Source organism: Pseudomonas sp. FP2294, from assembly GCF_030687625.1.
Taxonomy (GTDB): domain Bacteria; phylum Pseudomonadota; class Gammaproteobacteria; order Pseudomonadales; family Pseudomonadaceae; genus Aquipseudomonas; species Aquipseudomonas shahriarae.
The window spans coordinates 614,581-641,184 of the sequence record NZ_CP117441.1; the positions used below are offsets into that span (position 1 = coordinate 614,581).

A 26,604-nucleotide genomic window follows, 5' to 3' on the forward strand; every position below is an offset into this window, starting at 1 on the left:
GCTATTACTCCTTGTGAACCGCCGGCGGCTGGGCGCCAGGGTTGAGCAGCAGTTGCATAAAGGTCAGGTCCAGCCAGCGGCCAAACTTGGTGCCTACCTGGGCCATCTGCCCGGTGACACTGAAGCCCAGGCGCTCATGCAGGCGGATCGAGGCCTGGTTGCCGCTTTCGATGGCGGCGACCATCACGTGTTTGTCGCAGGCCCTGGCGCGTTCGATCAGTGCCTGCATCAGCAAGGGGCCAAGGCCTTTGCCGCGTTGGTCGTTGCGCACGTACACCGAATGTTCGACGGTGTGGCGAAAACCGTCGAAGGGCCGCCAATCGCCGAACGAGGCATAGCCGACCACCTCCTCGGCTTCCACCGCCACCAGAATCGGATAGCACTGCGCCTGGCGCGCACTGAACCAGGCCTGGCGATTGCCCAGGTCCACGGGTTGGTCGTTCCAGATGGCGGTGCTGTTGAGCACGGCATCGTTGTAGATATCGCAGATGGCCGGCAGGTCGCCGTGTACCGCGTCACGAATCAGCAAGGACATGGCCGGGCCTCAGGCGATGGGTTGGTGGACGGTCACCAGTTTGGTGCCGTCCGGGAAAGTGGCTTCAACCTGGATATCCGGGATCATCTCCGGGATGCCTTCCATCACTTGCTCGCGACTGAGCAGGGTGGTGCCAAAGTGCATCAGGTCGGCCACGGTGCGCCCGTCGCGCGCGCCTTCAAGCAGGGCGGCGGAGATATAGGCGATGGTTTCCGGGTAATTGAGCTTCACCCCGCGCGCCAGGCGGCGCTCGGCCACTAGGCCTGCGGTGAAGATCAGCAGTTTGTCTTTTTCCCTTGGGGTCAGGTCCATGGTCAGCAGTCCGTCATAAAAAGCATTCTAAAAAACACCGAAGATTCATTGTGGGAACCCGCTCCCACACAAGCCCGGTTCCACCTTCATGTGTTCCAAATTCTTGGGGGTACAGCCTCACGCCCCAGCAGTGCCGGGCGCAACAGTCGCCATAAATCAATCAACCACGCCCGCGCCAGCAGGGTCTCGCTGGCCAGGCAGCGCGCCACCAGCAAGCCCGGCAACTGGGTCAGGTCGCCGCGTACTGCATGGGACAGGGCGCGACACTGTTCCAGCAGTTCACTGTCGATTTCACCGGTCACCAGCAAGGTGGCAAACACCGGCTGGCCATCCAGGCCGATCGGCGAGTCGAGTAGGCCGTCGTCGCCGACGATGCGCTGGCGCTCATGCCAGAGCAACTGGCCGTCGCGGCGGATGTCCAGGTGCGACTGGAAGTGCCCGCGCTCGAAACGCTCGCCACTGGCCGGGCGCCCCAGCGCCACCACATCCCAGTACAACAGCCGGGCGTCGCCGTGCAGGTCGATGCGGGTGCTGAGTTCGGCCTGGGCCGCACTGAACACGATGGTTTCCTGGGGCAGCCACTCCAGGGTGGCGCCGGCCTCGACCGTCAAAGCCACCTGCTGATAGGCCGGCCCGCTGGCGCGGTACCACTTGGCGGCGCCGGGGCTGGTCAATTGCGCCCACGCGCCCTCAGCCAGGTGGGCGGTGATCTCCAGGCGATCCCCTCCGGCAATCCCGCCCGGCGGGTGCACGATGATGTGCTGGCACACCTCGGGGCCTTCGGCGTACAGGTGCTTTTGCACCCGCAGCGGGCCCAGGTGGCGGCGCATCACCGGGCGTGTGCTGGCGCCGAAGCGTGCATAGCCCAACTCCAGCGCGGCGTGCCAGCTGGGGGTGAACAGGGCGGTGGGGGCAGGAACGGTCATGGTCAGGGCTTAATCAACGGGACGCTACAGATTAGATGGTAACCAGGCCGCGTACACCGTCGGCCTCCATATTTTCACCACGGCCCTGCTGGACGATCTCACCCCGGGACATCACCAGGTATTGATCGGCCAGTTCGGCGGCAAAATCGTAGAACTGTTCCACCAGCAAAATTGCCATGTCGCCGCGCTCGGCGAGCTTCTTGATCACCGCGCCGATCTCCTTGATCACCGACGGCTGGATACCTTCGGTGGGCTCATCGAGGATCAACAGGCGCGGACGGCTGGCCAGGGCGCGCCCGATGGCCAGTTGTTGCTGTTGCCCACCGGACAGGTCGCCACCGCGCCGGTGCTTCATTTGCAGCAGCACCGGGAACAGCTCGTAGATAAACGCCGGGACTTCCCTGGCTTCGCTGCCGGGAAAACGCGAGAGGCCCATCAGCAGGTTTTCTTCCACCGTCAGCCGGCCGAAAATCTCGCGGCCCTGGGGCACGTAGGCGATGCCGGCGTGTACCCGCTGGTGCGGCTTGAAGCCGGTGATGGCCTTGCCTTCCCAGTTCACCGCGCCTTCCTTGGCGGGCAGCAGGCCCATCAGGCATTTGAGCAGGGTGGTCTTGCCCACACCGTTACGGCCGAGCAGGCAGGTGACTTCACCGACTTTCACGTCGAACGAAAGGCCGCGCAGGATGTGGCTGCCGCCGTAGTACTGGTGCAGCTTGTCGACTTGCAACATGTTCAAACTCTCCTCAAATCCCTGGTAGGAACCGGATCAACTGTGGGAGCTGGCTTGCCTGCGATGGCATCACCTCGGTCCATCAGACATACCGAGTTGTCTGGATCGCAGCGATGCGGCGATCCGACAAGGCAGCTCCCACATTTGATTTGGTTCCCACAGTAAGCGGTCTGTGTCTGGCTCAACGACCGAGGTACACCTCGATCACCCGCTCGTTTTCCTGCACCTGCTCCAGCGACCCTTCGGCCAGCACGCTACCCTGGTGCAGCACCGTCACATGGTCGGCAATCGAGCCGACAAAGCCCATGTCGTGCTCCACCACCATCAGCGAATGCTTGCCCGCCAGGCGCTTGAACAGTTCGGCGGTGAACTCGGTCTCGGCGTCGGTCATGCCGGCCACCGGCTCGTCGAGCAGCAACAGTTGCGGGTCTTGCATCAGCAGCATGCCGATTTCCAGGAACTGCTTCTGGCCGTGGGACAGCAAGCCGGCCGGGCGCTGTACCGACGTGGTCAGGCGAATAGTGTCGAGCACCTCCTCAATGCGGTCTTTCTGTTCACCGCTCAGACGCGCGCGCAGGCTGGCCCACACCGATTTGTCGGTCTTCTGTGCCAGCTCCAGGTTCTCGAACACGCTCAGGGCCTCGAACACCGTGGGCTTCTGGAACTTGCGGCCGATACCGGCCTGGGCGATCTGCACTTCGCTCATGCGCGTCAGGTCCAGGGTTTCACCGAACCACGCCTTGCCGTGGCTGGGGCGGGTCTTGCCGGTGATGACGTCCATCAGCGTGGTCTTGCCCGCGCCGTTGGGGCCGATGATGCAGCGCAATTCGCCGACGCCGATGTACAGGTTCAAGTCGTTGAGGGCCTTGAAACCATCGAAGCTGACGCTGATATCTTCCAGGGTCAGGATCGTGCCATGGCGGGTATTGAGGCCCTTGCCGGCGGCCTGGCCGAGACCGATGGCGTCGCGGCTGGTGCCCTGGTCGCGGTTCGGTTCGATGATCGGTTCGAGCATGAACTGGTCGGTTGCCGTGACTCTCATTGTTCGCCCCTTTTCTTCAGCAGGCCGATGATGCCCTTGGGCAGGTACAGGGTGACGATAATGAACAGTGCCCCCAGGAAGAACAGCCAGTACTCCGGGAAGGCCACGGTGAACCAGCTCTTCATGCCGTTGACCACGCCGGCACCCAGCAGTGGGCCGATCAGTGTGCCGCGCCCGCCCAGGGCCACCCATACGGCGGCTTCGATGGAGTTGGTCGGCGACATTTCACTGGGGTTGATGATGCCCACTTGCGGCACGTACAGCGCCCCGGCGAGGCCGCACAGCACCGCGCTCAACACCCACACAAACAGCTTGAAGCCACGCGGGTCATAGCCGCAGAACATCAGGCGGTTTTCCGCGTCGCGCAGGGCCGTCAGCACCCGCCCGAACTTGCTCCGGGCCAGGCGCCAGCCGATAAACAGGCTGCCCACCAACAGCAGCACCGTGGCCAGGAACAGCACCGCGCGGGTACCGGGCTCGGTGATACCGAAGCCCAGGATGCTGCGGAAGTTGGTAAAGCCGTTATTGCCGCCAAAGCCGGTCTCGTTGCGGAAAAACAACAGCATCCCGGCAAAGGTCAGGGCCTGGGTCATGATCGAGAAATACACGCCCTTGATCCGCGAGCGAAAGGCGAAAAAGCCGAACACCAGCGCCAGCAAACCCGGCGCCAACACCACCAGGCACAAGGCCCAGAGGAAGTGCTGGGTACCGAGCCAATACCACGGCAGTTCGGTCCACGACAGGAAGGTCATGAACGCCGGCAACTCGCTGCCGGCGGCTTGGCGCATCAGGTACATGCCCATGGCATAACCGCCTAGGGCAAAAAACAGGCCGTGCCCCAGGGACAACATACCGGCGTAGCCCCACACCAGGTCCAGGGCCAGGGCGACGATGGCGTAGCAGAGGATCTTGCCCACCAGCGTCAGGGTGTAGGCCGAGACATGCAATGCGTTATCGGCAGGCAGCAGCGACAGCAGCGGCAACGCCAGCAGCACGGCGAGGATCACCACACCCACCGCGATCGTTACCTTGGGGCCGGCCTTTTGCGCGGCTGTAAGCATCAATGGCTGGTTCATCAGTCGATCACCCGTCCTTTCAGTGCGAAGAGTCCTTGCGGGCGTTTCTGGATAAACAGAATGATCAGCGCGAGGATCAGGATCTTGCCGAGTACGGCACCGATCTGCGGTTCGAGAATCTTGTTGGCGATCCCCAGGCCAAAGGCGGCCATGACGCTGCCGGCCAACTGGCCGACCCCGCCGAGTACCACCACCAGGAACGAGTCGATGATGTAGCTCTGGCCCAGGTCCGGGCCGACGTTGCCGATCTGGCTCAGGGCCACGCCACCTAAGCCGGCGATACCCGAGCCGAGGCCAAAGGCGAGCATGTCCACACGCCCGGTGGGCACGCCGCAGCAGGCGGCCATGTTGCGGTTCTGGGTCACGGCACGCACGTTGAGGCCCAGGCGGGTCTTGTTCAGCAGCAGCCAGGTCAGCACCACCACGCACAACGCAAAGCCGATGATCACGATGCGGTTGTACGGCAGCACCAGGTTGGGCAGCACCTGGATCCCGCCCGACAGCCAGGCCGGGTTGGCCACTTCGACGTTCTGTGCACCGAACAGCAGGCGCACCAGTTGGATCAGCATCAGGCTGATGCCCCAAGTGGCGAGCAAGGTTTCCAGGGGGCGGCCGTAGAGGTGACGGATCACCGTGCGTTCCAGGGCCATGCCGATGCCGGCGGTGACAAAAAACGCCACCGGCAGCGCGATCAACGGGTAGAACTCGATTGCCTGAGGCACGTAGCGCTGCATCAGCAACTGCACCACGTAGGTGGAGTAGGCACCGAGCATCAACATCTCGCCGTGGGCCATGTTGATCACCCCGAGCAAGCCGAAGGTGATCGCCAGGCCCAGGGCCGCCAGCAGCAGGATCGAACCCAGGGACATGCCGCTGAAGGCTTGCCCGAGGATCTCGCCCACCAGCAACTTGCGCTTGACCTGGGCCAGGCTGGTTTCGGCGGCGGTGTGCACCCCGGCATCGGTTTCCACGCCGGGCGCCAGCAAGGCTTCCAGGCGCGTGCGGGCGAGCGGGTCGCCGGTGCTGCCAAGCAGGCGCACGGCAGCCAGGCGCACGGCCGGATCGGGGTCGACCAGTTGCAGGTTGGCCAGGGCCAGGCTCAGGGCACTGTGGACGTCGTCGTCGGCTTCGCTGGCGAGTTGCTGGTCGAGGAATTTCAGTTGCGCAGGCTGCGCGCTTTTTTGCAGGGTCCGCGCAGCGGCCAGGCGCACCGTGGGATCGGCGGCGAGCAGTTGTTGGCTGGCCTGCACATTGTCGATCAGGCCGCGCAGGCGGTTGTTCAGGCGCACGGTCTTGGGTTCGCCGTTGACCGTGAGTTGGCCTTGTTGCAGGGCGTTGACCAACTCGATGCGCGCCGGGTCAGGCTGGGCGGCCCAGTCCTGCAACAGCTTGGCTTGTTGGCTCGGGTTGGCGGCGAGGAAGTCTTCGGCATCACCGGCGTGTGCGGCCAGGGGCAGCAACAGCAGGCAGGCCAGGAGGAAGCGGTGGAGGGCAGTGGGCATAAACAAATGTCCTGGTCATGCGCGGACTAGGTTTATGTGGGAGCGGCGATTCGACCTGCTCCCACATTTGATCTGTGGTGCGGTTTAGTTGCTCTTCACCGCGTGATCCGGCTTCTTGTCATTGCCAGGGATGTACGGGCTCCACGGCTGGGCACGGATCGGCCCTTCGGTCTGCCACACCACCGAGAACTGGCCGTCGGACTGGATCTCGCCAATCATCACCGGCTTGTGCAGGTGGTGGTTGGTCTTGTCCATGGTCAGGGTGTAGCCCGACGGTGCCGCAAAAGTCTGGCCGGCCAGGGCTTCGCGCACCTTGTCGACGTCGGTGGACTTGGCTTTCTCAGCGGCCTGCGCCCACATATGGATGCCGACGTAGGTGGCTTCCATCGGGTCGTTGGTCACCGCTTTATCGGCGCCCGGCAGGTTGTGTTTCTTGGCGTAGGCTTTCCAGTCGGCGACGAACTTGGCGTTGACCGGGTTCTCTACCGACTGGAAGTAGTTCCACGCCGCCAGGTTACCCACCAGCGGCTTGGTGTCGATGCCGCGCAGTTCTTCTTCGCCCACCGAGAACGCCACCACCGGTACCTCGGTGGCCTTCAGGCCCTGGTTGGCCAGTTCCTTGTAGAACGGCACGTTGGAGTCGCCATTGACCGTGGAGATCACGGCGGTCTTGCCGCCCGCCGAGAACTTTTTGATGTTGGCCACGATGGTCTGGTAATCGCTATGGCCGAACGGGGTGTAGACCTCTTCGATGTCCTTGTCGGCCACGCCTTTGGAATGCAGGAACGCACGCAGGATCTTGTTGGTGGTGCGCGGGTACACGTAGTCGGTGCCCAGCAGGAAGAAACGCTTGGCGCTGCCGCCTTCTTCGCTCATCAGGTATTCCACCGCCGGGATCGCCTGCTGGTTCGGCGCGGCGCCGGTGTAGAACACGTTGGGCGACATCTCTTCGCCTTCGTATTGCACCGGGTAGAACAGCAGGCCGTTGAGTTCTTCGAACACCGGCAGTACCGATTTACGCGACACCGAGGTCCAGCAGCCGAACACCACCGCGACCTTGTCCTGGGTCAGCAACTGTCGGCCCTTCTCGGCGAACAGCGGCCAATTGGAGGCCGGGTCGACCACCACCGCTTCGAGCATCTTGCCGTTCACTCCGCCCTTGGCGTTGATCTCGTCGATGGTCATCAGCGCCATATCCTTGAGGGACGTTTCGGAAATGGCCATGGTCCCGGACAGCGAATGCAGGATGCCGACCTTGATGGTCTCGGCGGCCTGGACGGTCCAGGTCAGGCCCATGGCGGCAATGGATGCCGACAGAGTGAAAGCCTTGATCAAGCTGCGACGCTTCATGGTGCGATCTCCAGAACTGATTATTTTCATGAGGGCAGATAGGGGCATTGCTGGAGCGTTTGCAAAGGCTGTGCCTAGTGCCTGCACCGCGCGGTTGCAGGGGCTATCGACTGGGTGGGCAAGGCACGCTGCACCAAGTGAGGGCCTGTTTTGCATGCTGGTGCGTGAGGCGCGCCCGAATAGGGCAGGGCGCGACGGCAGATAACTATCTAGCGCCCCCTGCCAGGCCGCAGCGGTGATTATTTGGCTGGCTGTGTGGCCAGCGTCTGGCCACAGCGATTATCCAATTGGAGGGGATGTCATGGAGCGACCTAAACGCGGCTGGTTCGGGGGCGGTTTGCAGTCAGATGCGGTGCTGCCGCCAGTGGGGCCGGCCTTTGCCAGCATGGATGATGCGGCTCGTTATGCTCATCAGCAGATTGGTCGGCGGCGGGATGTGGAGTACGGCGGAGTGATTCTGGAGAGCCTGGCGGATGGTTACTTTCATTCCACCGAGCCCATCGCCGGGGAGCGCAATAGTTTCGATCACTGGAAGGTACTGAAGGTCGACAGCAATGGGCAGTACCTGGCCCCGGAAGGCTATCGGTGTGTGGCCGACTACCACTCTCACCCCGATCTGTTCGATGAGTTCGAAGCCAATAATCCGCAGTTTTCCGATCGTCAGGTCCGGGCGCTGAACGGCTTTTTTTCGGACATTGATCTGGCCATCAATATTCTGGAGCGCGGTTTTTTCTCTGCGTCCTATCTGTCCGCTCCCGACGGCGCGCTGCTCAAGCATGTCACCAGCGGCTCGGAAGAGGAGCGCCGTTTCGGGGTCTGGCTTGATCAAAAGCTGCACTTCAATCATGAGGACGGGATCCCCGACAACAAACCGGAAAGCCTTATCAAGAAGGTGCTCAGTGTCAGCCAACTGTCCTTTGTGGTGTCCAGTCCCTTGTGGGGCGGTTCGGTGGGCACCGTTCCCAAGCAGTGGCAGCCGTATTCACCCTTTGCTTCACACACCTACGACCTGCCTGCCTGCGGGCCTGTCCAGGCGGGACTGACGGCTGCGTTGGCGGTGCTGCAGGCGCGCAGCCCCCAGCGGACACGGCCGGTGTTTATCCTCAAGCACGTCGACAAAGAAGACTATGTGCTGAGCGAACCCCAGGCCGATGGCGCACCGGCGCTGTCGGTTCAACAGCTCTTCCCGCGCACCCCGGATGGCAAGCGCGTGGTGCACGACCATTTTCATTGGGTCGGGGTCTATCTGGGAAAAACCCCGACGCCAGTGCGGCTCGCCGCCCTGGAACCCTGGCTGTACCGTAACTTCTTTACTCCGCTTGAGCTGGCGACCCAGCTTTATCAGGGGCACCAGGCCACGGATTTACTGGGGCCGGGGCGCCAGCTGTGGTTCTATCGCAACCTCAACGATGGCGCGTTGTTGCGATACACCTGTGGGTTTTCGGCGGCTGAGACGGAGCTTTTTCGCGTCGCGCCCAGCGGTCGGGTGGTGGATAACCAGATTGATTCGGCGCTGCTTGCCGGCACGTTGCGGCCGCGGGATTTTGTACTGCGCGTGGCAGCGGCCGGGCATTTGGCGGTGATCCGGGCAGGGAAGATCTGGGACAAGGTTGGCCCGGTCGATGGGCACTGGCGTGCTTGTTCGTTGATTCCCAAGCCCGTCTTGAGCCCGCCTTTTGCCACGGCCGACGATGCTGCCCGCTGGGCCCACAATCGGATCGGCGAGCGGCGTGACAAGGAGTATGGCGGCGCGGTACTGAAACAGGGCGGGCGTTATTTCGCCACTGAGCCGGTGGCCGGTGCGTCCATTCAGTTTGATTTCCGCACCATGATGGCCACCGACGAGCATGACTACTTCATTGCACCGTCGCCCTATGACTGCCACGCCTTCTACCATTCGCATCCGGCAGGCTCCGCTGGGGAACAACAGCTGCACGAACAGTTTTCCGCCGACCAGGTCAGGGTGTTTATCAGCTTTTTCTCGTCGGCCGACCAGGCGTTTATCATCGGTAACCGCGAGTTCGCCCCGGCCCACTATCTCTCGGGGCCGGAGGGCTCTTTGCTCAAGTACATGAGCAGCGGCTCGGCAGCGGAGCAGAAGCTGCTCAAGCAACTGACCGGCGAGCTGGAGATCGAGCCATTCACTGACTTTGAAGGGGCCATCTGGGGCTTTGCGGATGTTGGAGACCTGCGGGTGGTTTTGCCCAATCGTGTCTGGGGCGGTGCTCGCGGTCGGATATCCAGAGGCTGGCGTCTCGGCAACCCGGTCGCCCCCGCCGGCAGTGTGCAGGAACAGCCGTTCTTTACGCCGGTCGCCGGCATGGGGCATGTGGCGGCGCTGATCGCCCTGAATAATCTCGACTCGCTGCCGCCTGCTGCATACCAGGGGTTTGTCCTCAAGCATCAGACCCGCTCGTCGTATGTCGCGACGTTACCGGTGGCGGCGGGCTCGACCCTGGCAAGCCTGTTCCCGACCCGCGCCGACGGTCAGCCGAAACTGCTCTCTAACTATCGGGTGGTCGGCGTCTACCGGAACGCACCGCGCTTCGAGCCCGGGCAATTGCCGGCCAGCGAAGCCTGGTTGTACAAGCGCTTTGCCAGCCCGGCGCTGTGGGTGGACGCCATGACTCAGGCCATCGCCACCTTCGGCCTGCAAATCGCCGGACTGGGGTTCAAGCTGTATCTGCAGACCGCCGACAACGCGCTGCTGCATTGGCAGGTGCCGAGTGCGCAGACCGCCAACGAACTGTTCAGCGTGGCGGGCCAGGCAGTAACCGACAACGGCAACCAGGCCGCCTTGCTCGATGGCTCGCTGACCCCGCGCGAGTTCGTGCGCCGGGTCATCCGCGCTGGGGAGTTGGTGGTGCTTCAGCAGGGCGGGTTATGGAACGTCCTGGGGCCGATGCATGACCTTGAGCAACTGCCGTTGGGCTCGGGCGCCATGGTGCTCAGTGCCTCGTTCCTGACGGCCGATGACGCCGCACGCCATGCCCACGAGAAGATCGGCTTTCGCCGTGGGACCGCTCTGGGTGGCTACCTCCTCAAGAAGACCGACGGGCGGTTTGTGTTCACTGATCCGGTGAGCATCCACGGTGACGGCTTTGCCTCCGACCTGCTGCTGCCGACACAGGGCAGTGGCTTGCTGGTGCCCCCGGCGGGTTATGAAATTCATGCCCGCTACGCGTCCCATGCGGCTTTGTCCTTGAGTGACCTGGGGCGCCAGCGGCGTCTTGGCTGGACCCTTGCCGACCTGGAGGTGAATATCACGATGTTCTCGGACAGGGAGATCCGCTCGGTGATCGAGTCCCGGCAGCCGGCCTATCTGAGCGGGTCGCCGAACAACCTGATCGGCTACACCCCCAGTGGCTCGGCCAATGAATTGCTGGTGCTCAACAACACCACCCGCGAGCCGGGCCAGCATGGGTATTTCGAACGGTTGGAAAGCGGCAAGCTCAAGCCCGTGGACATTGTCAGCCGCCTGGCGGAGGCGGGCAATCTGCAGGTGCTGATTCGCAGCCAGTTGTGGGGGCCGCGTGGCAAGGTCTACAACGACTGGACGCCCAACTTCGAGTACGCCGAAGTGGCTCTGCAAGCCCCGGCGTTTGGTGCGATTTTCAACAGCCAGGACGCGGCGGCACTCAACGCCCACGTTCGCTGGTACGGCAGGAACCTGGATGCCCAGGGAGGGGCGGCCTACATCCTCAAACACCCGCGACGCGATGAATTCGTGGTCAGTGAACTGTTGCCGGTCAAGCCGGACGGGCGTTGGTTGAGTGATTCCACCCGAGGCGCCGGGTATCTGGCCGGTGGCGATTTCGCCAGGGGGTTTGTCCTGGTGGGCCTGCTGTATTCACAGCAATGGCTGCCCGTGGGGCTATCCACGACAGAGGCCTGGCTGACGAGTTTTTTTGTCACGCCCGAGGTGTTGTTGCGTGCTGAAGAGGATGCCCGGAATTTACCGCGGTCTTCCACCACTCCCGTGCTGCCGGTGTATTTTTCGACGTTGGACGGGGCCTTGTTGCGGTATCAGCCCCAGGCTTCGTCATTGCTCAAGCAGAGTAGTGGCGGGGACGGTGTGACGATCCAGGGCATGAGCCTGCGCAATGGCTCCCTGGATACCCGCCGCTATATTTCGCTGATTGCCAAGGCCGGAGACTTGCGGGTGTTGTACAGCAGCCAGTGCTGGGACCGACGGGGCCCGGTGAGCGAAAACGCTGTGTTATGGCGGCCCTACAGGAACTTTATCCGTCGTCGCCTGGGGCCGGCTTTCCAGGAGCAGGATGATGCGGTGCGGCATGTGCGCTCGCAGCTGAGCAATCACGATAACGGAGGGATGGGGGGGGTGATCCTCAAACGCCCTGACGGCCTGTTCGTGGCGACCGAACCGTTGAGGGTGCCTCGGGAAGATTTCGATCCCAAGTGGATCCTGCCGGATGAAGTGGTCGCCTCCGGGGGCTTTCCGGCGGGACACACGATTGTCGCGCGCTACCGCACCAGCCCGGTGCGGGAGTTGCCGTTTGCTCTGGAGGTCACGCAAAAAAACGTCTATCGCAACATGCTCTCCACCCGGGTGATCAGTTCATCGTTGCAGTCCCCGGACACGCGCCTGACCCGCGAGTATCTATTGGGCAGTGACGGCTGTGTGCTCAGTTACACCCGAAGCCATACAGTCCTGGAGGATGAGCTGAAAAAGGCCTTGCTGCCGTTGAAGCTCGAACGGGCGGAACTGTTGGATAACCTTGTCGAGCGCCAGATGCGCGATGGCACGCTGACCCCGGTCGAGTTTGTGTCCCGGTTGGGCCAGGCCGGTGTATTGCGGGTCGTGGAGGGGAGCCAGGTGTGGGGCCTGCCCCGCAGGATCAGCACCCCGTTCATTGCCAACCTCGACCGACCTGAGCCGTTATTGATCAGGAACTCGCTGGCCGATCCGCCGTTCAGCCCGGTCTTCACTCAGGAACAGGATGCAGTGCGCTATGCCCATGAGCACTGCAGGCACGGCGAAAGCCTGCAGTTCGGCTACATCTTCAAGTCGCACAGATCGGGGCATTACATGGTCAGTCTGCCGCTGGTGCGCCAGAGCTATCGCGACTACAACCAGGTTTTCCCCCAGGGCCTGTTTCCCCAGGGCTATACGCTCGAAGGTTTCTACCTCTGTGCTACCCGGGAGGTTCTGACAGCGGAGGATGACCCGTTGCATCAGGCGTTCTTTCTGCCCTCGGATATTGATACGGGGATACGCTTCTCCATTCACGGGCTCAAGGACAAAAAACTAACGTTTTACCTGTCGTGCCTGGACGGCGCGCTGCTCAGGTATCAGTACCTTGGCACTGATGAGCAACTGGACACCCTGAGCACGCTACAGACCCTGCGTTTGCAGCTACTGCAGGGGGGCGCCCGCATGCTCGACTACGTGCGCAGCCTGATTGCCCGAGGCAATCTGGATATATTGATCGAGGGCCGTGTCTGGTCCGGCACTGTGCGGGTCGCCGCCGATTGGCGACCCGGTACGGGGGAAGGCTTTTTTGCAACCTGGCAGGCCTGTGGCCCGCTCTTTTCCCTTGCCGACGATGCAGCGCGCGCCATCCATCGCAGGCTCGCGCCGTATCGGGGGCGGGAGTACCTGGCCGCCGTATTGGGCAACCCCACGCGCACCTCGTTTGTCGGAACGCAACCATTGGCGGCCGGGCTCGATACGGCGCAGCAACTGGCACTTTTCTACACGGGGCCCGACGGGCCGGTACAGCCTCTGGTACAGCCGGTGGGCCGCCCGGTGCCGTTACCCGTGTTCCCGTCGCGCTATGAAGTGGTCGCTGCCCAGCTTGTCTATAAAAGCATGCCGTCTACTCAAAGCAGTGATCCCAAGGAACAGAGGCTGATCAATAACTTTGTCGGCCCGACCCTCCTCGGATTCTATCTGCGCGTGGTACGTGCCCATGCGCAACGGCCAGCCAGCGTTTATCTGTCGGTTCGCGAAGGGGCGCTCCTCAAATACATCCCGAGTTTTTCCAGGATGGAAGAGGAGGTCATGGTGTTGGGCACCGGTCTTCAGCCCAGTGTCTTCTTGAAACGCGTGACCAGTAGCGGCGAGCTTTTTGTACTGGAGCGGGATGCGTTATGGCGGTACGAGGGACGCCTGTCAGACGCTCAGGTCGATACCCGCGACGACACGCAAACCGAAGAAATCCAGATGGATGAAGCGTTGAGGATACGCGACCGCGATGAGTTGTAAGGGCGAGGGTCACCTGCCGATACGCCGCCGGTCGATGAGTGTTGAGGAGGCCTAGCGCCTGCGCATCAGGCCAATAAAAAACAGCCCGCCAATCGCCGCCGTGGCTACGCCTATCGGCAGGTCTTCGGGGGCGATCAGGGTGCGCGCGGCGACGTCCACCCAGACCAGGAACAGGCTGCCCACCAGCACGCACACCGGCAATAAGCGCCGGTGCTCGGCGCCCACCAGGCGCCGGGCGATATGCGGCACCATCAGCCCGACAAAGCCAATAGAGCCGCTGATCGACACCAGCACGCCGGTCATCAGCGAGGCAATCAAAAACACCCGCAGCCGTACCGTGCGGGCATTCAGGCCCAGGGTCACGGCGGTCTGCTCGCCGGCCATCAGCGCGTTCAGTGGGCGGGCCATGCCCAGCAGCAACAGCAGGCCCAACAGCACGGTGGCGCTGGGAATCGCCAGCAGTTCCCAGCGTGCCAGGCCGAGGCCGCCGAGCATCCAGAACATCACCGCCGACGCGGCGCGATGGTCGCCCATGAACAGCAGCAGATTGGCCGCCGCCATCATCACAAACGACACCGCCACGCCGCACAGCAACAGGCGATCACTCTCCAGCCGGCCGTTGCGACTGGCCACCGCCAGCACCACCAGCATGCTCAGCAAGGCGCCGATAAAGGCGGCGATGGGCAGGGTCAGCAGGCCGATGATCTGGCCGACATGCAGCACCACAATCACCGCGCCCAGGGTGGCGCCCGAGGTCACGCCCAGCAGGTGCGGGTCGGCCAGCGGGTTGCGGGTGACTGCCTGCAAGACCGCGCCGATCAGCGCCAGGCCGGCGCCCACCAGTGCCCCGAGCACCATGCGCGGCACGCGGATCAGCCAGACGATATGCTCCTGGCCCACCGACCAATCCACTTCGCCGATTCCCAGGGCCTTGTGCAACAGAATCCGCCACACCACGTCCACCGGCACCCGCGCCGAGCCGAAGCCCAGCGAGACCACACAGGACACCAGCAGCACCGCACCCAGGGCGGCGAGCAGCAGGGCATAGCGGCGCTCGATCATTGGCCGTGGAACCCCTTGGCCAGGGTTTCCACCGCCAGCACATTGTCGATGCCCGGCGTGGCCTGCACGTAGGGGATCACGATAAAGCGCCGCTGCTTGATCGCATCCACCGATTGCAGGGCCCGGTTATCCAACAGGAACTGGATTTTCTGCTCGGCAGTGATTTCGCTGTAGTCGACGATCACGATCACCTGGGGGTTACGCTCGACGACGGTCTCCCAGTTGACCCGGGTCCAGCTGGCATCCACATCGTCGAGGATATTGCGCCCGCCGGCGGCCGCGATCAGCGCCTGGGGCATGCCCAGGCGGCCGGAGGTCATGGCGCGGTCTTCGCCGCTGTCGTAGAGAAATACCCGTGGCTGTTCGGCGGGCAGGGTTTTCTGCACGGCGCCGACCTGGGCCTGCATCCGGGCGATCAGGGCATTGGCGCGGTCCTGCACGTCGAAGATCCGGCCCAGGTTGCGCAGGTCGTTATAGGTGTCGTCCAGGGTCGCAGCCGGGCGCTTCATCACGAATGCGCACGACTCGGTCAATTCCAGCACGTTGATGCCCAACGGTTGCAGGGTTTGCGGGGTGAGGTCGCCACCGACGCGCATGCCGTAGTCCCAGCCGGCGAAGAAGAAATCCACGTTGGCATTGAGCAGGGTTTCCACCGACGGATACTTGGCCGCCAGCTCCGGCAGGCCGTCGAGAAGGGTGGCCATTTGCGGGGTCACCGCCTTCCAGCCGGTCACGCCGCTGTAGCCGACCATGCGCGACTTGAGGCCCAGGGCGAGCATCATCTGGGTCATGTTGATGTCGTGGCTGACCGCGTGTTCAGGGGCTTGATTGAAGGTTACCTCGCGGTTGCAGCTCTGGATCTTCAACGGGTAGCGGGTGGCTTCGGCAAAGGCCTGGGTTGCACCGCACAGCAGGGTAAGGCACAGCAGGGAACGCAGGATCATGGTTGGGTTATCCAGGTGATTCGTGGGTAGCCGGACAAAGGGTGGGTGTCGATCAAGGCATCAACCCCGAACACCTCACGCAGCAGCTCTACGGTCAGTACTTGGTGGGGCGTGCCGCTGGCGACGATGCGGCCATGGTTGATCACGTACAGGCGATCACAAAAGGCCGCGGCCAGGTTCAGGTCGTGGATGCTGGCCAGGGTGCCGATCTGCAGGCGCTTGACCAGCTTGAGCAGCTCCAGCTGGTAGCGCGGGTCAAGGTGGTTGGTCGGCTCGTCGAGGATCAGCAGTTGCGGTTGCTGGGCCAGGGCGCGGGCGAGGATCACGCGCTGCTTTTCACCGCCGGACAGGGTGGCGAAGGCATGGTCTTCAAAGCCCAGCAGGCCGACGGACTCGAGGGCCTGTTGAATCAATTGGCGGTCGTGCAGGGTATCGCTGTCGAACAGCCCTTTGTGCGGAGTGCGGCCCATGGCGACCACTTCATCGACCCGCAGGCCGAAGGCATCGGGGAATTCCTGCAGCACCACGGCGATGCGCTGGGCGCACCAGCGCGAGGATTGCTTCCACACGTTCTGGTGATCGAGGTGCACTTCGCCCTGCTCGGGTTTGCTGAAGCGGTAGGCGCAGCGCAACAGGCTGGTCTTGCCGCTGCCATTGGGCCCGATCAACCCGACAAACTCCCCGGCACCCACCTGCAGGCTGGCATCACGCAGATGGAACTGGTGATGGCAGTGGCCATGCCCCAGGGGGGACCAGGCGAGGTGGTGAAGGTTGAGTGTGGGCATCAAATATCTCAAGTCAAACAGCGATCCGGGGTGGGGGTCAGAAGGTGTAGTCCGCCGTCACGAAGAACGAGCGCGGCTCCCCCAGAATCCATTGCTGGCCGTCATTGTATTGGCTTACGGCATAGGTGCGGTCGAACAGGTTATTCAATTGCAGGCCCAATGTCGTGTTGCGCAGGGCTTTCCACGAAACAGTGGCGTCGACCACGGTGTAGCTGGGCAGCTCATTGCGGTTGGCCATGTCGGCGTAACGCGCATCCACATAACGCACGCCGGCCCCGGCACGGATGTCGTCGGTCACGGCCTTGCTGAGCCACAGGTTGGCGGTGCGGCGCGGCACGTCCACCGGGCGATTGCCGTCGCGCGAAACCTGCACGCCGCCGACGTCCTGCTGGAAGTCGTCGTACTGCGCCCGCACGATGGCCGCATTGGCCTGCAGTTGCCAGGCGTGGGGCAGTTGCAGGTCGAGGCTGGCCTCCAGGCCGTCGGAGGATTGCTGGCCCACCTGCTGTTTGAACTGCGGGTTGCCCGGTACATCGGTCAGCAGTTTCTTTTTGACGATATGGTAGGCCGCCAGGGTCCACTCGCCGCGCTGGTCCCAGAAGGCTTGCTTGATGCCGATTTCCGTCTGTTTGGCGGTGGACAGGTCGAACGCCTGTTGGCTTGAACTCAGGGAGATCAGGCCGCCGACCCCATCGGTGCTGGTGGCGTACTGGCCGTAGACCGAGGTGTCCGGGGTGAGGGTAAACACCAGGCCGGCCTTCCAGTTGTTGCCGGTGAGGGTCTTGTCGTTGCGTTCACCGCTGCGCAGTTCATCGCGGTCCAGGTGCACGTAGTCGCGACGGATGCCGGTGATCAGCGAGAGCCGGTCAGTCAGTTGCAGGCGGTTTTCCGCAAAGCCCGCGAACTGCTTGGTGGTGGTGGCGAACAGCGGCAGGAACGGGGTGGCACTTTCAAACGGTGCCTGGGCCGGGTGTTTCAGGTCAATGGGCTGACCGCCGGTCACTACGTCGGTAAACGGTGAATTGCTGGCCAGGCGGAAGCGGATGCGGTTGTATTCCACGCCGGTCACGGTCTGGCTGTCGAGGCCAAACAGGGTGTGTTTGAAGGTAAAGGTCTGGCGGTCGCCGACCTGTTCCTGGTTGTGCTTGATGCCGTAGAAGCCGCTGCGGGTCAGTTGCCCGGCACTGAAATTGTAGTTCTCGGCGTTCTGCCAGCGGCGCTGGGCCTTGAGGTAGTACAGCTCGTTGCGCGCGCTGACACTGTCGTTGATCTGCCACTCGCTGCTCAGGCGGGTCCACTGGTCGTTGTAATGCTGGGTGTCGTTGCTGACGTTGTAGTTCTTGTCACGCAGGCCCTTGTGCAAGTGGCCGTTGAGCAGTGGTGTGCCGAAGTAGTTCTGCGGGCGCTGGTCGCCGTAGTCGTGGGCCAGGGTGAAGCTCAGGTTGTCGGCAGCCTGCCAGCGCAGGGCGCCGCTGGCAAAATCGCTGGCCGAGTCGCCACGGTCGATAAAGCCATGGCTGCGCAGGCGATTGAGGTTCAGGCGATAGCTCAGGGTGTCGGTCAGCGAGCCGCCACTGTCCAGGGCCTGTTGCTGGCGATCATAGGAACCGTAGCCGAGACGGATGTGGTTTTCGATCTCGCCCTCAAAGGGCTTTTTCGCGACGGTATTGACCACCGCGCCGGTGGCACCTTCGCCATACAGCACCGATGCCGGGCCGCGCAGCACGTCCACGCGCTCGACGGCCCAGGTGTCGACCGGAAAGGTCGAGGTGCCCATGCCGTTGTAGAGGCGGTTGCCGTCATACAGTTGCATCACTGAGCCCTGGCCGGCAAAACCCCGAGCCTGCAGCGAGGTACCGCCGTCGCCCGGGGTGCCGGTGCGGCTGATGCCGGTGGCGCGGGAGATGGCGTCCTGCACACTGGCATCAGCGCGTTCACGGATCTGCTCGCCGGTCTGGCTTTCGACACTGCCGGGGGTTTGCAGGGCACTGAGGCCCAGGCGCGAACCGGCGGTGGTCGGGGTGTTGAGGTCGACCGGTGCGCTGTCCACCGCCGGGGCGGTCACGGGGCTGACGGGCAGGGTCAGTGCCTGGGCACTGTTGTGCAAGGCAAGCAGGCACAGGCCGCTGGCAAGGTACTTGTTCATCGGGCGGCAGATCGCTTCTTCGAGACGGTACTCGCCGCTGGGCGCGGCGAGTGGGGACAGTGCAATAAGTGTTATAAGTTAACACTTCTTACGTGGAGGATGAAAGCCCGCGTAAGACTACATAACGCCTCTATGTAGGGCATCTCGCCTACCTCATGCAGAAGATGAGGCCGATTCACGTTGCTTGAACAGGCGTGACAAGACCAGCCGATCCAATACCCAGACCACGATCAGCGAGGCGCCGACCAGCGGGAAAACAATCGCCAGGGCGAGCATGATCACCATCGCGGTTTTCCACTTCGGCAGGTCATGGCGCAACGGCGGAACCCCCAGGCCACCCTGTGGCCGGCGCTTCCACCAGATCACCAGGCCGCTGACCGAACTCAGCAGAATCATCAGGCACACCAGCAGCACAATGATCTGGTTGACCACGCCGAACATCTTGCCCTCGTGCAGCATCACCCCGGACTCGGTGACCCGCGCTACGGTGTTGTAGTGCTCCCAGCGCACATCGGCCAGGACCTTGCCGGTGTATTGGTCGACATGCAGGGTCGCATCATTGCGCGGGTCGTTGGCGAACACCGCGAGGGTGAACACGCCCGTGGCTGTGGTCGGGAACGTGATGCTGTAGCCCGGCTCGACCTGGCGTGCGGTGGCCAGGTCCACCAGCTGCTGCAGGCTGATTGTCGGGGCGGCAGGACCGTGGTGCATGCCGCCGTGCTGCATGTGCTCGGCATGCTCGCCGGACATCGGCATGGGGGTGTTTTCCATGGCCCAGGGCACGGTCTGTTGCGTGGCGGTATTGAGGCTGCGGGCTTGCTGGTCGGATTGCGGCACGTCGTTCCACATGGCGGCCGGGAAGCGGTTCCAAAGGTCGGCGTATTGCTTGCCCCAGAAGCCGGTCCAGGTCAGGCCGCTGAGGATCATCAGCAGCAGGAACGCCGCGCCCCAAAACCCGGTGACCGCGTGCAGGTCGCGCCAGAACAGGCGCCCGCGACTGCCCAGGCGTGGCCACAGGATCCCGGCGGCCGATCGGCCGCGCGGCCACCACAGGTACAGGCCGGACACCACCAGCATCACACCCCAGCCCGCCGCGAGTTCGATCAGGCGGTCGCCAGTGGTGCCGATCATCAACTCGCCATGCAGGGCACGGACGATGGCTTGCAGGTTGTAGGTCGCGTCCTGCTCCCCGAGCACGTTGCCGCGATAGGGGTCGACGAACACTGTCAGTTCGTGGCCGGCGTTGTGCAGGACAAATTGCGCGCTGCTGCTGGCGTCCACAGGTGGCAGGTATTTGCTGAGGGTGGCTTGGGGGTAGGCGGCCTTGGCGCGCTGCAATTGCTCGTCGGCGCTGAGGACTTGCGCGGCGGGCTCGACCTTGAGCAGGTCGCCATACATCAACGGGTCCAGTTGGGGTTTGAACAGGTAGATGATGCCGGTCACTGCCAGCAACACCATGAAGGGCGCGACAAACAGCCCGGCGTAGAAATGCCAGCGCCAGGCCAGGTTGTAGAAGGAAATCTTTGGCGGGTTCATCAGGGTGCTCCGCAAGGTTTTTTATTTATAGGTAGGTCTGGAGGTACGGGCCTGTGTGGGAGCGAGCGAGCCCGCTCCCACACAAAGCCACCTCCCACTAGCTGTTAGAAGCTCATATCCACCTTGGTCCAGAGCGTGCGCCCTGGTTCATTGATGGCTTGCGGGTCGTTGGCCGGGTAGCCGAAGCCAGCGTTGCCGGCCAGGTTCAAGTGTTCGGCGTAGGCCTTGCCAAACAGGTTGTCGACGCCGGTGCTGACCTTGAAGTTCTTGTTGATGCGGTACGCCGCATTGAGGGAGAACACGCCAAAGCCACCGCTCTTGGCGAAGTCCTTGCCGACCACGTTGCCCTTGTTCTGGTCGATGCGGTTTTGTGCCGCCACCACGCGCCACAAGGCGCCGGCGCTCCAGTCGTCTTCGCTGTAGGTCAGGCCGAAGCGCGCGTCCAATGGCGGCATTTGTGGCAGGGCCTTGCCGTCACTGCTGTTTTTGCCCCAGGCGTAGGCCAGGGTGGCATCGGCTTTCCAGTTGGCCGTAAGCTTATAGGCTGCGCCCAATTCACCGCCCATGATCCGCGCGTCGATGTTCTGCGCCTGGGAGGTCATGCCCATCATCCCCGGGGTGTAGTTGAACAGGATGTAGTCGCGCACCTGGCCGACATACCCGGAGGCCCAGGCTTCCAAGTCAGCGGTTTTGTATTGCAGGCCGAAGTCCAGTTGGGTGGTTTTCTCTGGTTTGACTGCATCAAAGGCATTCAGCGAACCCGCTGGGCCTTTGCCGGGGGAGAACAGCTCCCAGTAGTCCGGGAAGCGTTCGGCGTGGCCAAGGCCGGCGTAGAGGGTCGTCGGGCTGTCGGCCAAGTCATGTTCATAACGTACGAAACCGGACGGCAGAGTGTCGGCGCGGGTATCGCCGGCGGTCGGGTTGGCGCGGCTCATCATGCCGCTGCCGGTGCGCTGGCGGTAATCCTTGGCCGAGGCGCGATCCAGGCGGGCGCCAGTGATCAGCCGGTCATTGTCGGCGGCGTACCAGGTCAACTCGCCAAACACCCCGTAGTTATGGAAGTCGGCGTCCTTGTTGCGCGGCAGGTTCTTGTAGGTGTCGACCCCGGCGCTGCTGCGCTGGCGATGTTCGTTGGTCTGTGCGTCGATACCGCTGATCAGTTGCACATCGGCCCAGCGCCAGGTGGCCTTGATCCGCGCGCCGAGGGTACGGCGGTCGACGTTGGAAGCCATGGGCCCGGCCATCATCCCGGTGCCCGACGGCGTGCGCAGGCTGTAGTTGTCCATCACGTGGTCGGCGTAGTTGTAGTAGACCTGCGCTTCGACCTTGTCCAGCACCTCGCCGATGTTGGATTTCTCGAAACGCAGGCCGAGGCTTTCGCGCAGGAACTGCGAGCCGTCCATGCCGCGCCCGGCGTAACGCGCTTCGCCATCGCCACGGCCGGCGGTGAGCTCCAGCAGGGTGTCGGCGTCCGGGGTCCAGCCGAGGGCGACGTCGCCGTTCCATTTGTCGTAGCGCGAGGCGACGGTGTCGTTGTTGCCGTCCTTGTAATCGTCGGAGTGAGCCTGGTTGCCGATCACGCGAATGTAGCCCAGTGAACCGCCGGCGGCGGCATCCACGACTTTGTCGAAGCGACCGTTGGAGCCGGCGAGGATGCTCGCATTGACTCGGGTGCCCAACTCGCCGAACTGCTCCGGCTCACGGTCGAACAGCACCGTACCGGCCGAGGCGCCCGGGCCCCAGAGCACGGTTTGCGGGCCTTTGATCACGGTCAGCTTGTCGTAGGTTTCCGGCGAGATATAGGAGGTGGGTGCGTCCATGCGGCCAGGGCAGGCGCCGAGCATCATGCTGCCGTTGGTGAGGATATTCAGGCGCGAGCCGAACATGCCGCGCAGCACCGGGTCGCCATTGGTGCCGCCATTGCGCACCAGGGCAAAGCCGGGGATGGTCTTGAGGTAATCACCGCCATCACTGGCCGGCACTGGCTGGCGCGGGTCCTTGGGGTTGGTGACGATGGTCAGGGGGGAGCTGGGGGCGACGCCGGTAATCACTGTCGGGCTCAGCTCATTGTGATGCTCGGCGTGTTCGTCGGCATGCGCCTGTGGCGCCAACAGTGCGCCGCACAAAACGGCGAGCACAGGGGTACGTCCCATACGGGTGTCAGCAGGAAACCTGGACATAAAAATTCCATCAATCAGTCGTAAACAACACGGCCAGCAGCCTGCGGCTGTCTGTGTGAAGGCGGCCGTGCGAAGTTGTGTGTTATTGGCGGTCTACGACTGGCTGGGCGGGGCGCGGCTGCGGGCGCCGGGGAAAATGCTCTGCCGGGCATGGCCCAGGCGCGGTGCGGGGATCAGGCCAGTGGCCGGCGGCGGGCTGCCGAGGGCCACGAATGACACGCTGCCAGGCAGGGCCGGGCAACTGAACAACAGGCTGCAATAGCCGCATTTCTCCCACATCACGTGGTCGGCGGCGGGGACCTTGGCGTGCTCGGCCGGGTGCTGGGGCGCGGCATGGCAGGTGTCGTCCATGGACATCTGCATGGACATGCCGGCGTGATGATCCATCGGCATCGCTTGGGAAATCAGCGGTCCGATAAAGATCATCAGCATGGCGAACAGGCTGATCCAACTGCCGCCCGCCAACCTCAAAGGCTGGCGGCGGCGCGTGGTCGACCTGTTGGCGCGAGCACCCATGGGGAGCGGCCTGGGCTGGTTAATGGGCGTGCTTGTGCCCGTGCTCGGCCATCGGCGGTACTTTTTGCACCGAGACTTGCACTTTTACCGGCCCGGCCTTTTCGAAGTTCAAGGTCAGCGGGAAGTGCTGGCCGTCGCGCAACTGGCTGCGATCTTTAAGATCCAGGAGCATCACGTGATAGGCCATCGGCGCAAAGGTCAGCTCGCCCTTGGACGGCACGGCCACGCTGGGCACCCGCTGCATCTTCATCAGGTCACCGTGCATCACATGCTCATGCAGCTCGGCCTTGGCCGCCACTGGCGTGTCGACACTGAGCAAGCGGTCCGGGGCTTCACCCTGGTTATGGATCACAAAGTAGGCGGCTACCGTCGGCGCATTGGGCGGCAATTCCTGTGACCAGGGGTCGCTCACCAGCAGGTCGCCGGCCTTGTAGTCATCGGCATTGGCAGCACTGAACGCAGGCAGCAGCAAGGCCGCCAGAAGCAGGGAAGATTTGAGCATGGCAGTTCTCCAGAACGATTCAAACGCAGTTCAATTGCGAAGTGATCAAACGGTAGGAGAGGCGCGGGGGCTGAGGCTCGGCCATTGCTGGCGCGGAGTCGGGGCTTGCAGGGCAGGCGATGGCAGGCCAGGCGCCGGGTCGATTCGTGTGAGATACAACTGCGGCACATGCCCCGGCAGCGCCACCAATGGCGCCGAGCCCGAACAGCACCAGCAATGCTGCATGCTGGAATGTTCATCCTGCTGCGGCGCCGGTATATCCAGCGTGCCCAGGGACATCGCCACCAGCTTGCTGCCATTGGACGAACAGAAACTGCCCCACAGCAATTGCTCGGCAGGGCTTTTACCCTGTTGCATTGCCCCGGCCAATGGCATGGCAAACGCATTGAACAGCACTGCAAGGCAGGCGATCCAGGCAAATGCAAAGCGTTGACGGGCCATGGCGGACAATCCGTAGGGTTAAGCGATCAGGTGGGTATTTAGCCTGATCGGGGGGCATAAGTAAAAGTTGCTGGTGTGGTTTGGTGTCGCAGTGATGTCAGGTTATGCGACGGGAACGCCATGAACCTGCATATCGACCCCAAGTCCCTTTCGGAGTACCGCAAAGATTGCAGCCAGGTTATCCATGCTTGGGTTGCCATGAGCCGAAAGCATACGATGCAAGCTTTTGCTCGGTTTGGCCGTCTCCTTCGCCAAACTCTCAAAACCGACAGTGGCGTTGACCAGGTCGCGCAGAATGATGCGGGATAATTCTGGTTCGCCGTTGAGAAATAGCGTAGCAGCCTCGTCGAGAAGTGCCTGGGCAAACTCTGGGTCGCGCTGGGCGGCTTCGGCAATCGTAAGTTTATAACTACGGGTAAGTGCCATGCTGGCTACCTCTTTTGTTCCAGTTTTTTGTCGCGTTGATAATCGCGGATCAGCGACTTTGCAGTTTTGATATCTTTTTTCTGACTGGATTTGTCACCGCCGCCGAACAGGATGATGAGTCGCAGGCCCTCCCGTACCAAATAAATTCGATACCCCGGGCCCCAGTCGATCCGATACTCGCCCATTCCATCGAACCACTTGATATTGCTGGTGTTGCCCATTTCCAGCCGAAGCAATGATGTTGATACTTTAAGGCGTGCCTGGACACTCAGGGATAGAAACCATTGTTTGAATGGGCTGGTTTGGCCGCTGCGTTTATATTCTTCGATCTCAATCATCGCCCGCCTCGAAGGTAACAAATAGGTTACTTGTCAAGCAAGCGGGCGATCCTGACTTATTGAGTGAAACTTGCCAACGCTGTGAGTGTTTCTTGGGGCGTCAAAAACTCCCGATCCACCCCCGCCAACACCGGCCGCTGCAAAACCACCACCGGTATGCCGCGCTCGCGGGCCACCTCCAGCTTGGGTTCGGTGGCGCTGCTGCCGCTGTTCTTGCTGATCAGCACATCAATCCGCCGTCGTTCGAACAACGCCCGTTCATCCTCGATCAAAAACGGCCCACGGGCGCCGATTACTTCGCAGCGTTCGTTGCCGGGGTAGACGTCCAGGGCGCGCAAGGTCCAGAACTGCTCGGCGGGGATTTCATCGAGGTGTTGCAGCGGTTCGCGGCCGAGGGTGAACAGTGGGCGCTGGAAGGGTTTCAATGCCTCGATCAGTTCGCTCCAGTCACTGACTTCACGCCAGTCATCCCCCGGTTGTGGCTGCCAGGCGGGACGGCGCAGGGCCCAGCAGGGGATCGTGCACAAGCGCGCGGCCTGGGCGGCGTTGGCGCTGATTTGTGCGGCGTAGGGATGGCTGGCGTCCAGCAGCAGGTCGATGCCCTGTTCGCGAATAAACTGCGCCAATCCCTCGGCACCGCCGTAACCACCGACGCGCACCTGGCACCTCAGGTCAGTGGGCACCCGGCCAATCCCGGCCAGGCTGTAGATATGCTGGGGCCCCAGGGTGCGGGCGATGGCCAGGGCTTCCGTCACGCCGCCCAGCAGCAGGATGCGCTTCATAGCGGCTTGAGCACTTCAAGCAAGGTGATGGGCAGCGCCTGGCGCCAGGTGTCGAAGTCGCCCAGGGGCTGGGCCTGGGCCACGTGGATGCGGGTCAACTCGCCGCCGTGTTGCGCGCGCCAGGCCATCAGGGTCATTTCGCTTTGCAGGGTCACGGCATTGGCCACCAGCCGCCCGCCGGGGCGCAGGTGTTGCCAGCAGGTGTCGAGCACGCCGTCGCGGGTCACGCCGCCGCCGATGAAAATCGCATCAGGCGCTTCCAGCCCTGCCAGGGCCTGGGGCGCGCTGCCGCGAATCAATTGCAGGCCAGGCACGCCGAGGGCATCGCGGTTATGTTCGATCAGTTGCTGGCGGCCAGCGTCGGCTTCAATCGCCAGGGCGCGGCAACTGGGATGGGCGCGCATCCACTCGATGCCGATGGAGCCGCTGCCGGCGCCGACGTCCCACAGCAATTCGCCAGGGGTGGGGGCGAGGCGCGCGAGGGTAATCGCCCGCACATCGCGCTTGGTCAGTTGGCCGTCATGCTTGAACGCTGAGTCCGGCAGGCCGGCCAGGCGCGACAGGCGTGGGGTGTTGGCGTCTGCGAGGCAGTCGATGGCGACCAGGTTCAGCGCGGCAATGGCTGGGTCTTGCCAGCTTTCGGCGTGGCCATCGATACGCCGTTCGGCCGCGCCACCGAGGTGTTCAAACACACTCAGGCGGCTCGGGCCAAACCCGCTGGCGCGCAGCAACGCGGCGATGGCCGTCGGGCTCCGGCCGTCGTTGCTCAACACCAGCAAGCGCACGCCGCTGGCCAGATGAGCATTGAGCGCGGCCACCGGGCGGGCGACCACCGACAGTGTCACCACGTCCTGCAACGGCCAGCCCAGGCGCGCCGCCGCCAGTGACACCGACGAAGGCGCCGGCAGGATCAACAGCTCATCCGGCGCCACCTGCCGCGCCAGGCTGGCGCCGACGCCGTAGAACATCGGGTCGCCACTGGCCAGTACGCACACCGGTTCAAAGCGCCTTGCCAGCAACGGCTCCAGGGAAAACGGGCTGGGCCACAGCTCGCGTTCGCCGCGGATGCACACCGGCAGCAAATCCAGCTGGCGCTGGCCGCCAATGATACGAGAGGCGCGCAACAGAGCATGCCGGGCATTCCTGCCCAGGCCCTTGAAGCCATCTTCACCAATGCCTACTACTGTCAGCCAGGGCGACATATTGATTCCTTGAACGACATCCGACGGGCAGGCTTTTCATGC

Annotated in this window: 22 protein-coding genes; 1 reads left to right on the forward strand and 21 read right to left on the reverse strand. The window is 63.1% G+C overall.

Annotated elements, in window-relative coordinates:
• Positions 1-4 precede the first annotated feature (4 nt).
• The 8 genes from PSH73_RS02640 to urtA all read right to left on the reverse strand — a co-directional run bounded on the left by PSH73_RS02640 (position 5) and on the right by urtA (position 7,473).
• Entirely contained in the window at positions 5-535 is a 531-nt protein-coding gene (locus PSH73_RS02640) for a GNAT family N-acetyltransferase (RefSeq protein WP_115127280.1), read from the reverse strand.
• 9 nt (positions 536-544) lie between these two features.
• A complete protein-coding gene (locus PSH73_RS02645; protein WP_032862374.1) occupies positions 545-847 on the reverse strand; it encodes an urease subunit gamma in 303 nt (100 codons plus the stop codon).
• Positions 848-933: 86 nt separating this feature from the next.
• A complete protein-coding gene (locus PSH73_RS02650) occupies positions 934-1,773 on the reverse strand; it encodes an urease accessory protein UreD (protein ID WP_128593128.1) in 840 nt (279 codons plus the stop codon).
• 31 nt (positions 1,774-1,804) lie between these two features.
• On the reverse strand, positions 1,805-2,503 hold the full coding sequence (urtE, locus tag PSH73_RS02655) for an urea ABC transporter ATP-binding subunit UrtE (RefSeq protein WP_057437509.1): 699 nt from the start codon (positions 2,501-2,503) through the stop codon (positions 1,805-1,807).
• A 181-nt stretch (positions 2,504-2,684) separates the two neighbouring features.
• Positions 2,685-3,545 (reverse strand): urea ABC transporter ATP-binding protein UrtD, encoded by an 861-nt coding sequence (urtD, locus tag PSH73_RS02660; protein WP_057437511.1) that lies wholly within the window; start codon positions 3,543-3,545, stop codon positions 2,685-2,687.
• On the reverse strand, positions 3,542-4,621 hold the full coding sequence (gene urtC, locus PSH73_RS02665; protein ID WP_057437513.1) for an urea ABC transporter permease subunit UrtC: 1,080 nt from the start codon (positions 4,619-4,621) through the stop codon (positions 3,542-3,544). The genes urtD and urtC overlap by 4 nt, the downstream gene beginning before the upstream one ends.
• Complete coding sequence (gene urtB, locus PSH73_RS02670) at positions 4,621-6,123, reverse strand: urea ABC transporter permease subunit UrtB (RefSeq protein ID WP_057958191.1); 1,503 nt, start codon at positions 6,121-6,123, stop codon at positions 4,621-4,623. The genes urtC and urtB overlap by 1 nt, the downstream gene beginning before the upstream one ends.
• A gap of 84 nt (positions 6,124-6,207) precedes the next feature.
• Entirely contained in the window at positions 6,208-7,473 is a 1,266-nt protein-coding gene (gene urtA / locus PSH73_RS02675; protein WP_128593126.1) for an urea ABC transporter substrate-binding protein, read from the reverse strand.
• 301 nt (positions 7,474-7,774) lie between these two features.
• Between urtA and PSH73_RS02680 the strand changes: the two genes are divergently transcribed.
• Positions 7,775-13,702, forward strand: a complete 5,928-nt coding sequence (locus PSH73_RS02680) for a DUF4329 domain-containing protein (protein WP_305461873.1) — start codon at positions 7,775-7,777, stop codon at positions 13,700-13,702.
• Between the two features lie 51 nt (positions 13,703-13,753).
• On the opposite strand, the gene PSH73_RS02685 is transcribed toward PSH73_RS02680, so the two are convergent.
• From PSH73_RS02685 to cbiE, 13 genes are all read right to left on the reverse strand, one after another.
• Entirely contained in the window at positions 13,754-14,764 is a 1,011-nt protein-coding gene (locus tag PSH73_RS02685; RefSeq protein WP_057958193.1) for an iron ABC transporter permease, read from the reverse strand.
• Positions 14,761-15,708, reverse strand: coding sequence for an ABC transporter substrate-binding protein (locus PSH73_RS02690; RefSeq protein ID WP_170044487.1), 948 nt, complete (start codon positions 15,706-15,708; stop codon positions 14,761-14,763). The genes PSH73_RS02685 and PSH73_RS02690 overlap by 4 nt, the downstream gene beginning before the upstream one ends.
• A complete protein-coding gene (locus PSH73_RS02695; protein WP_057437525.1) occupies positions 15,705-16,493 on the reverse strand; it encodes an ABC transporter ATP-binding protein in 789 nt (262 codons plus the stop codon). The genes PSH73_RS02690 and PSH73_RS02695 overlap by 4 nt, the downstream gene beginning before the upstream one ends.
• 37 nt (positions 16,494-16,530) lie before the next feature.
• On the reverse strand, positions 16,531-18,639 hold the full coding sequence (locus PSH73_RS02700; protein WP_186625839.1) for a TonB-dependent siderophore receptor: 2,109 nt from the start codon (positions 18,637-18,639) through the stop codon (positions 16,531-16,533).
• A 153-nt stretch (positions 18,640-18,792) separates the two neighbouring features.
• On the reverse strand, positions 18,793-20,175 hold the full coding sequence (locus PSH73_RS02705) for a PepSY domain-containing protein (RefSeq protein WP_305461875.1): 1,383 nt from the start codon (positions 20,173-20,175) through the stop codon (positions 18,793-18,795).
• 104 nt (positions 20,176-20,279) lie between these two features.
• A complete protein-coding gene (locus tag PSH73_RS02710) occupies positions 20,280-22,355 on the reverse strand; it encodes a TonB-dependent copper receptor (protein ID WP_198817296.1) in 2,076 nt (691 codons plus the stop codon).
• Positions 22,356-22,448: 93 nt separating this feature from the next.
• Positions 22,449-22,871, reverse strand: a complete 423-nt coding sequence (locus tag PSH73_RS02715) for a DUF2946 domain-containing protein (protein ID WP_115127287.1) — start codon at positions 22,869-22,871, stop codon at positions 22,449-22,451.
• Between the two features lie 19 nt (positions 22,872-22,890).
• Complete coding sequence (locus PSH73_RS02720; RefSeq protein ID WP_200656726.1) at positions 22,891-23,373, reverse strand: copper chaperone PCu(A)C; 483 nt, start codon at positions 23,371-23,373, stop codon at positions 22,891-22,893.
• Positions 23,374-23,418: 45 nt separating this feature from the next.
• A complete protein-coding gene (locus PSH73_RS02725; RefSeq protein ID WP_057437532.1) occupies positions 23,419-23,814 on the reverse strand; it encodes a DUF2946 domain-containing protein in 396 nt (131 codons plus the stop codon).
• Between the two features lie 102 nt (positions 23,815-23,916).
• Positions 23,917-24,240 carry a DNA-binding protein gene (locus PSH73_RS02730; protein ID WP_057958200.1) on the reverse strand — a complete coding sequence of 108 codons (324 nt, stop codon included), beginning with the start codon at positions 24,238-24,240 and terminating at the stop codon, positions 23,917-23,919.
• Between the two features lie 5 nt (positions 24,241-24,245).
• Positions 24,246-24,578: a type II toxin-antitoxin system RelE/ParE family toxin gene (locus tag PSH73_RS02735; RefSeq protein WP_057958201.1), complete on the reverse strand. Its 333-nt coding sequence runs from the start codon at positions 24,576-24,578 to the stop codon at positions 24,246-24,248.
• Positions 24,579-24,634: 56 nt separating this feature from the next.
• Positions 24,635-25,360, reverse strand: a complete 726-nt coding sequence (locus PSH73_RS02740; RefSeq protein WP_271043139.1) for a cobalt-precorrin-6A reductase — start codon at positions 25,358-25,360, stop codon at positions 24,635-24,637.
• Complete coding sequence (cbiE, locus tag PSH73_RS02745; RefSeq protein ID WP_216312240.1) at positions 25,357-26,562, reverse strand: precorrin-6y C5,15-methyltransferase (decarboxylating) subunit CbiE; 1,206 nt, start codon at positions 26,560-26,562, stop codon at positions 25,357-25,359. The genes PSH73_RS02740 and cbiE overlap by 4 nt, the downstream gene beginning before the upstream one ends.
• Between the last annotated feature and the right edge of the window lie 42 nt (positions 26,563-26,604).

Coding starts and splice junctions, on each gene's coding strand:
- PSH73_RS02640 (WP_115127280.1), bottom strand. CDS start 535: ATGTCCTTGCTGATTCGTGACGCGGTACACGGCGACCTGCCGGCCATC.
- PSH73_RS02645 (WP_032862374.1), bottom strand. CDS start 847: ATGGACCTGACCCCAAGGGAAAAAGACAAACTGCTGATCTTCACCGCA.
- PSH73_RS02650 (WP_128593128.1), bottom strand. CDS start 1,773: ATGACCGTTCCTGCCCCCACCGCCCTGTTCACCCCCAGCTGGCACGCC.
- urtE (WP_057437509.1), bottom strand. CDS start 2,503: ATGTTGCAAGTCGACAAGCTGCACCAGTACTACGGCGGCAGCCACATC.
- urtD (WP_057437511.1), bottom strand. CDS start 3,545: ATGAGAGTCACGGCAACCGACCAGTTCATGCTCGAACCGATCATCGAA.
- urtC (WP_057437513.1), bottom strand. CDS start 4,621: ATGAACCAGCCATTGATGCTTACAGCCGCGCAAAAGGCCGGCCCCAAG.
- urtB (WP_057958191.1), bottom strand. CDS start 6,123: ATGCCCACTGCCCTCCACCGCTTCCTCCTGGCCTGCCTGCTGTTGCTG.
- urtA (WP_128593126.1), bottom strand. CDS start 7,473: ATGAAGCGTCGCAGCTTGATCAAGGCTTTCACTCTGTCGGCATCCATT.
- PSH73_RS02680 (WP_305461873.1), top strand. CDS start 7,775: ATGGAGCGACCTAAACGCGGCTGGTTCGGGGGCGGTTTGCAGTCAGAT.
- PSH73_RS02685 (WP_057958193.1), bottom strand. CDS start 14,764: ATGATCGAGCGCCGCTATGCCCTGCTGCTCGCCGCCCTGGGTGCGGTG.
- PSH73_RS02690 (WP_170044487.1), bottom strand. CDS start 15,708: ATGATCCTGCGTTCCCTGCTGTGCCTTACCCTGCTGTGCGGTGCAACC.
- PSH73_RS02695 (WP_057437525.1), bottom strand. CDS start 16,493: ATGCCCACACTCAACCTTCACCACCTCGCCTGGTCCCCCCTGGGGCAT.
- PSH73_RS02700 (WP_186625839.1), bottom strand. CDS start 18,639: ATGAACAAGTACCTTGCCAGCGGCCTGTGCCTGCTTGCCTTGCACAAC.
- PSH73_RS02705 (WP_305461875.1), bottom strand. CDS start 20,175: ATGAACCCGCCAAAGATTTCCTTCTACAACCTGGCCTGGCGCTGGCAT.
- PSH73_RS02710 (WP_198817296.1), bottom strand. CDS start 22,355: ATGTCCAGGTTTCCTGCTGACACCCGTATGGGACGTACCCCTGTGCTC.
- PSH73_RS02715 (WP_115127287.1), bottom strand. CDS start 22,871: ATGGGTGCTCGCGCCAACAGGTCGACCACGCGCCGCCGCCAGCCTTTG.
- PSH73_RS02720 (WP_200656726.1), bottom strand. CDS start 23,373: ATGCTCAAATCTTCCCTGCTTCTGGCGGCCTTGCTGCTGCCTGCGTTC.
- PSH73_RS02725 (WP_057437532.1), bottom strand. CDS start 23,814: ATGGCCCGTCAACGCTTTGCATTTGCCTGGATCGCCTGCCTTGCAGTG.
- PSH73_RS02730 (WP_057958200.1), bottom strand. CDS start 24,240: ATGGCACTTACCCGTAGTTATAAACTTACGATTGCCGAAGCCGCCCAG.
- PSH73_RS02735 (WP_057958201.1), bottom strand. CDS start 24,578: ATGATTGAGATCGAAGAATATAAACGCAGCGGCCAAACCAGCCCATTC.
- PSH73_RS02740 (WP_271043139.1), bottom strand. CDS start 25,360: ATGAAGCGCATCCTGCTGCTGGGCGGCGTGACGGAAGCCCTGGCCATC.
- cbiE (WP_216312240.1), bottom strand. CDS start 26,562: ATGTCGCCCTGGCTGACAGTAGTAGGCATTGGTGAAGATGGCTTCAAG.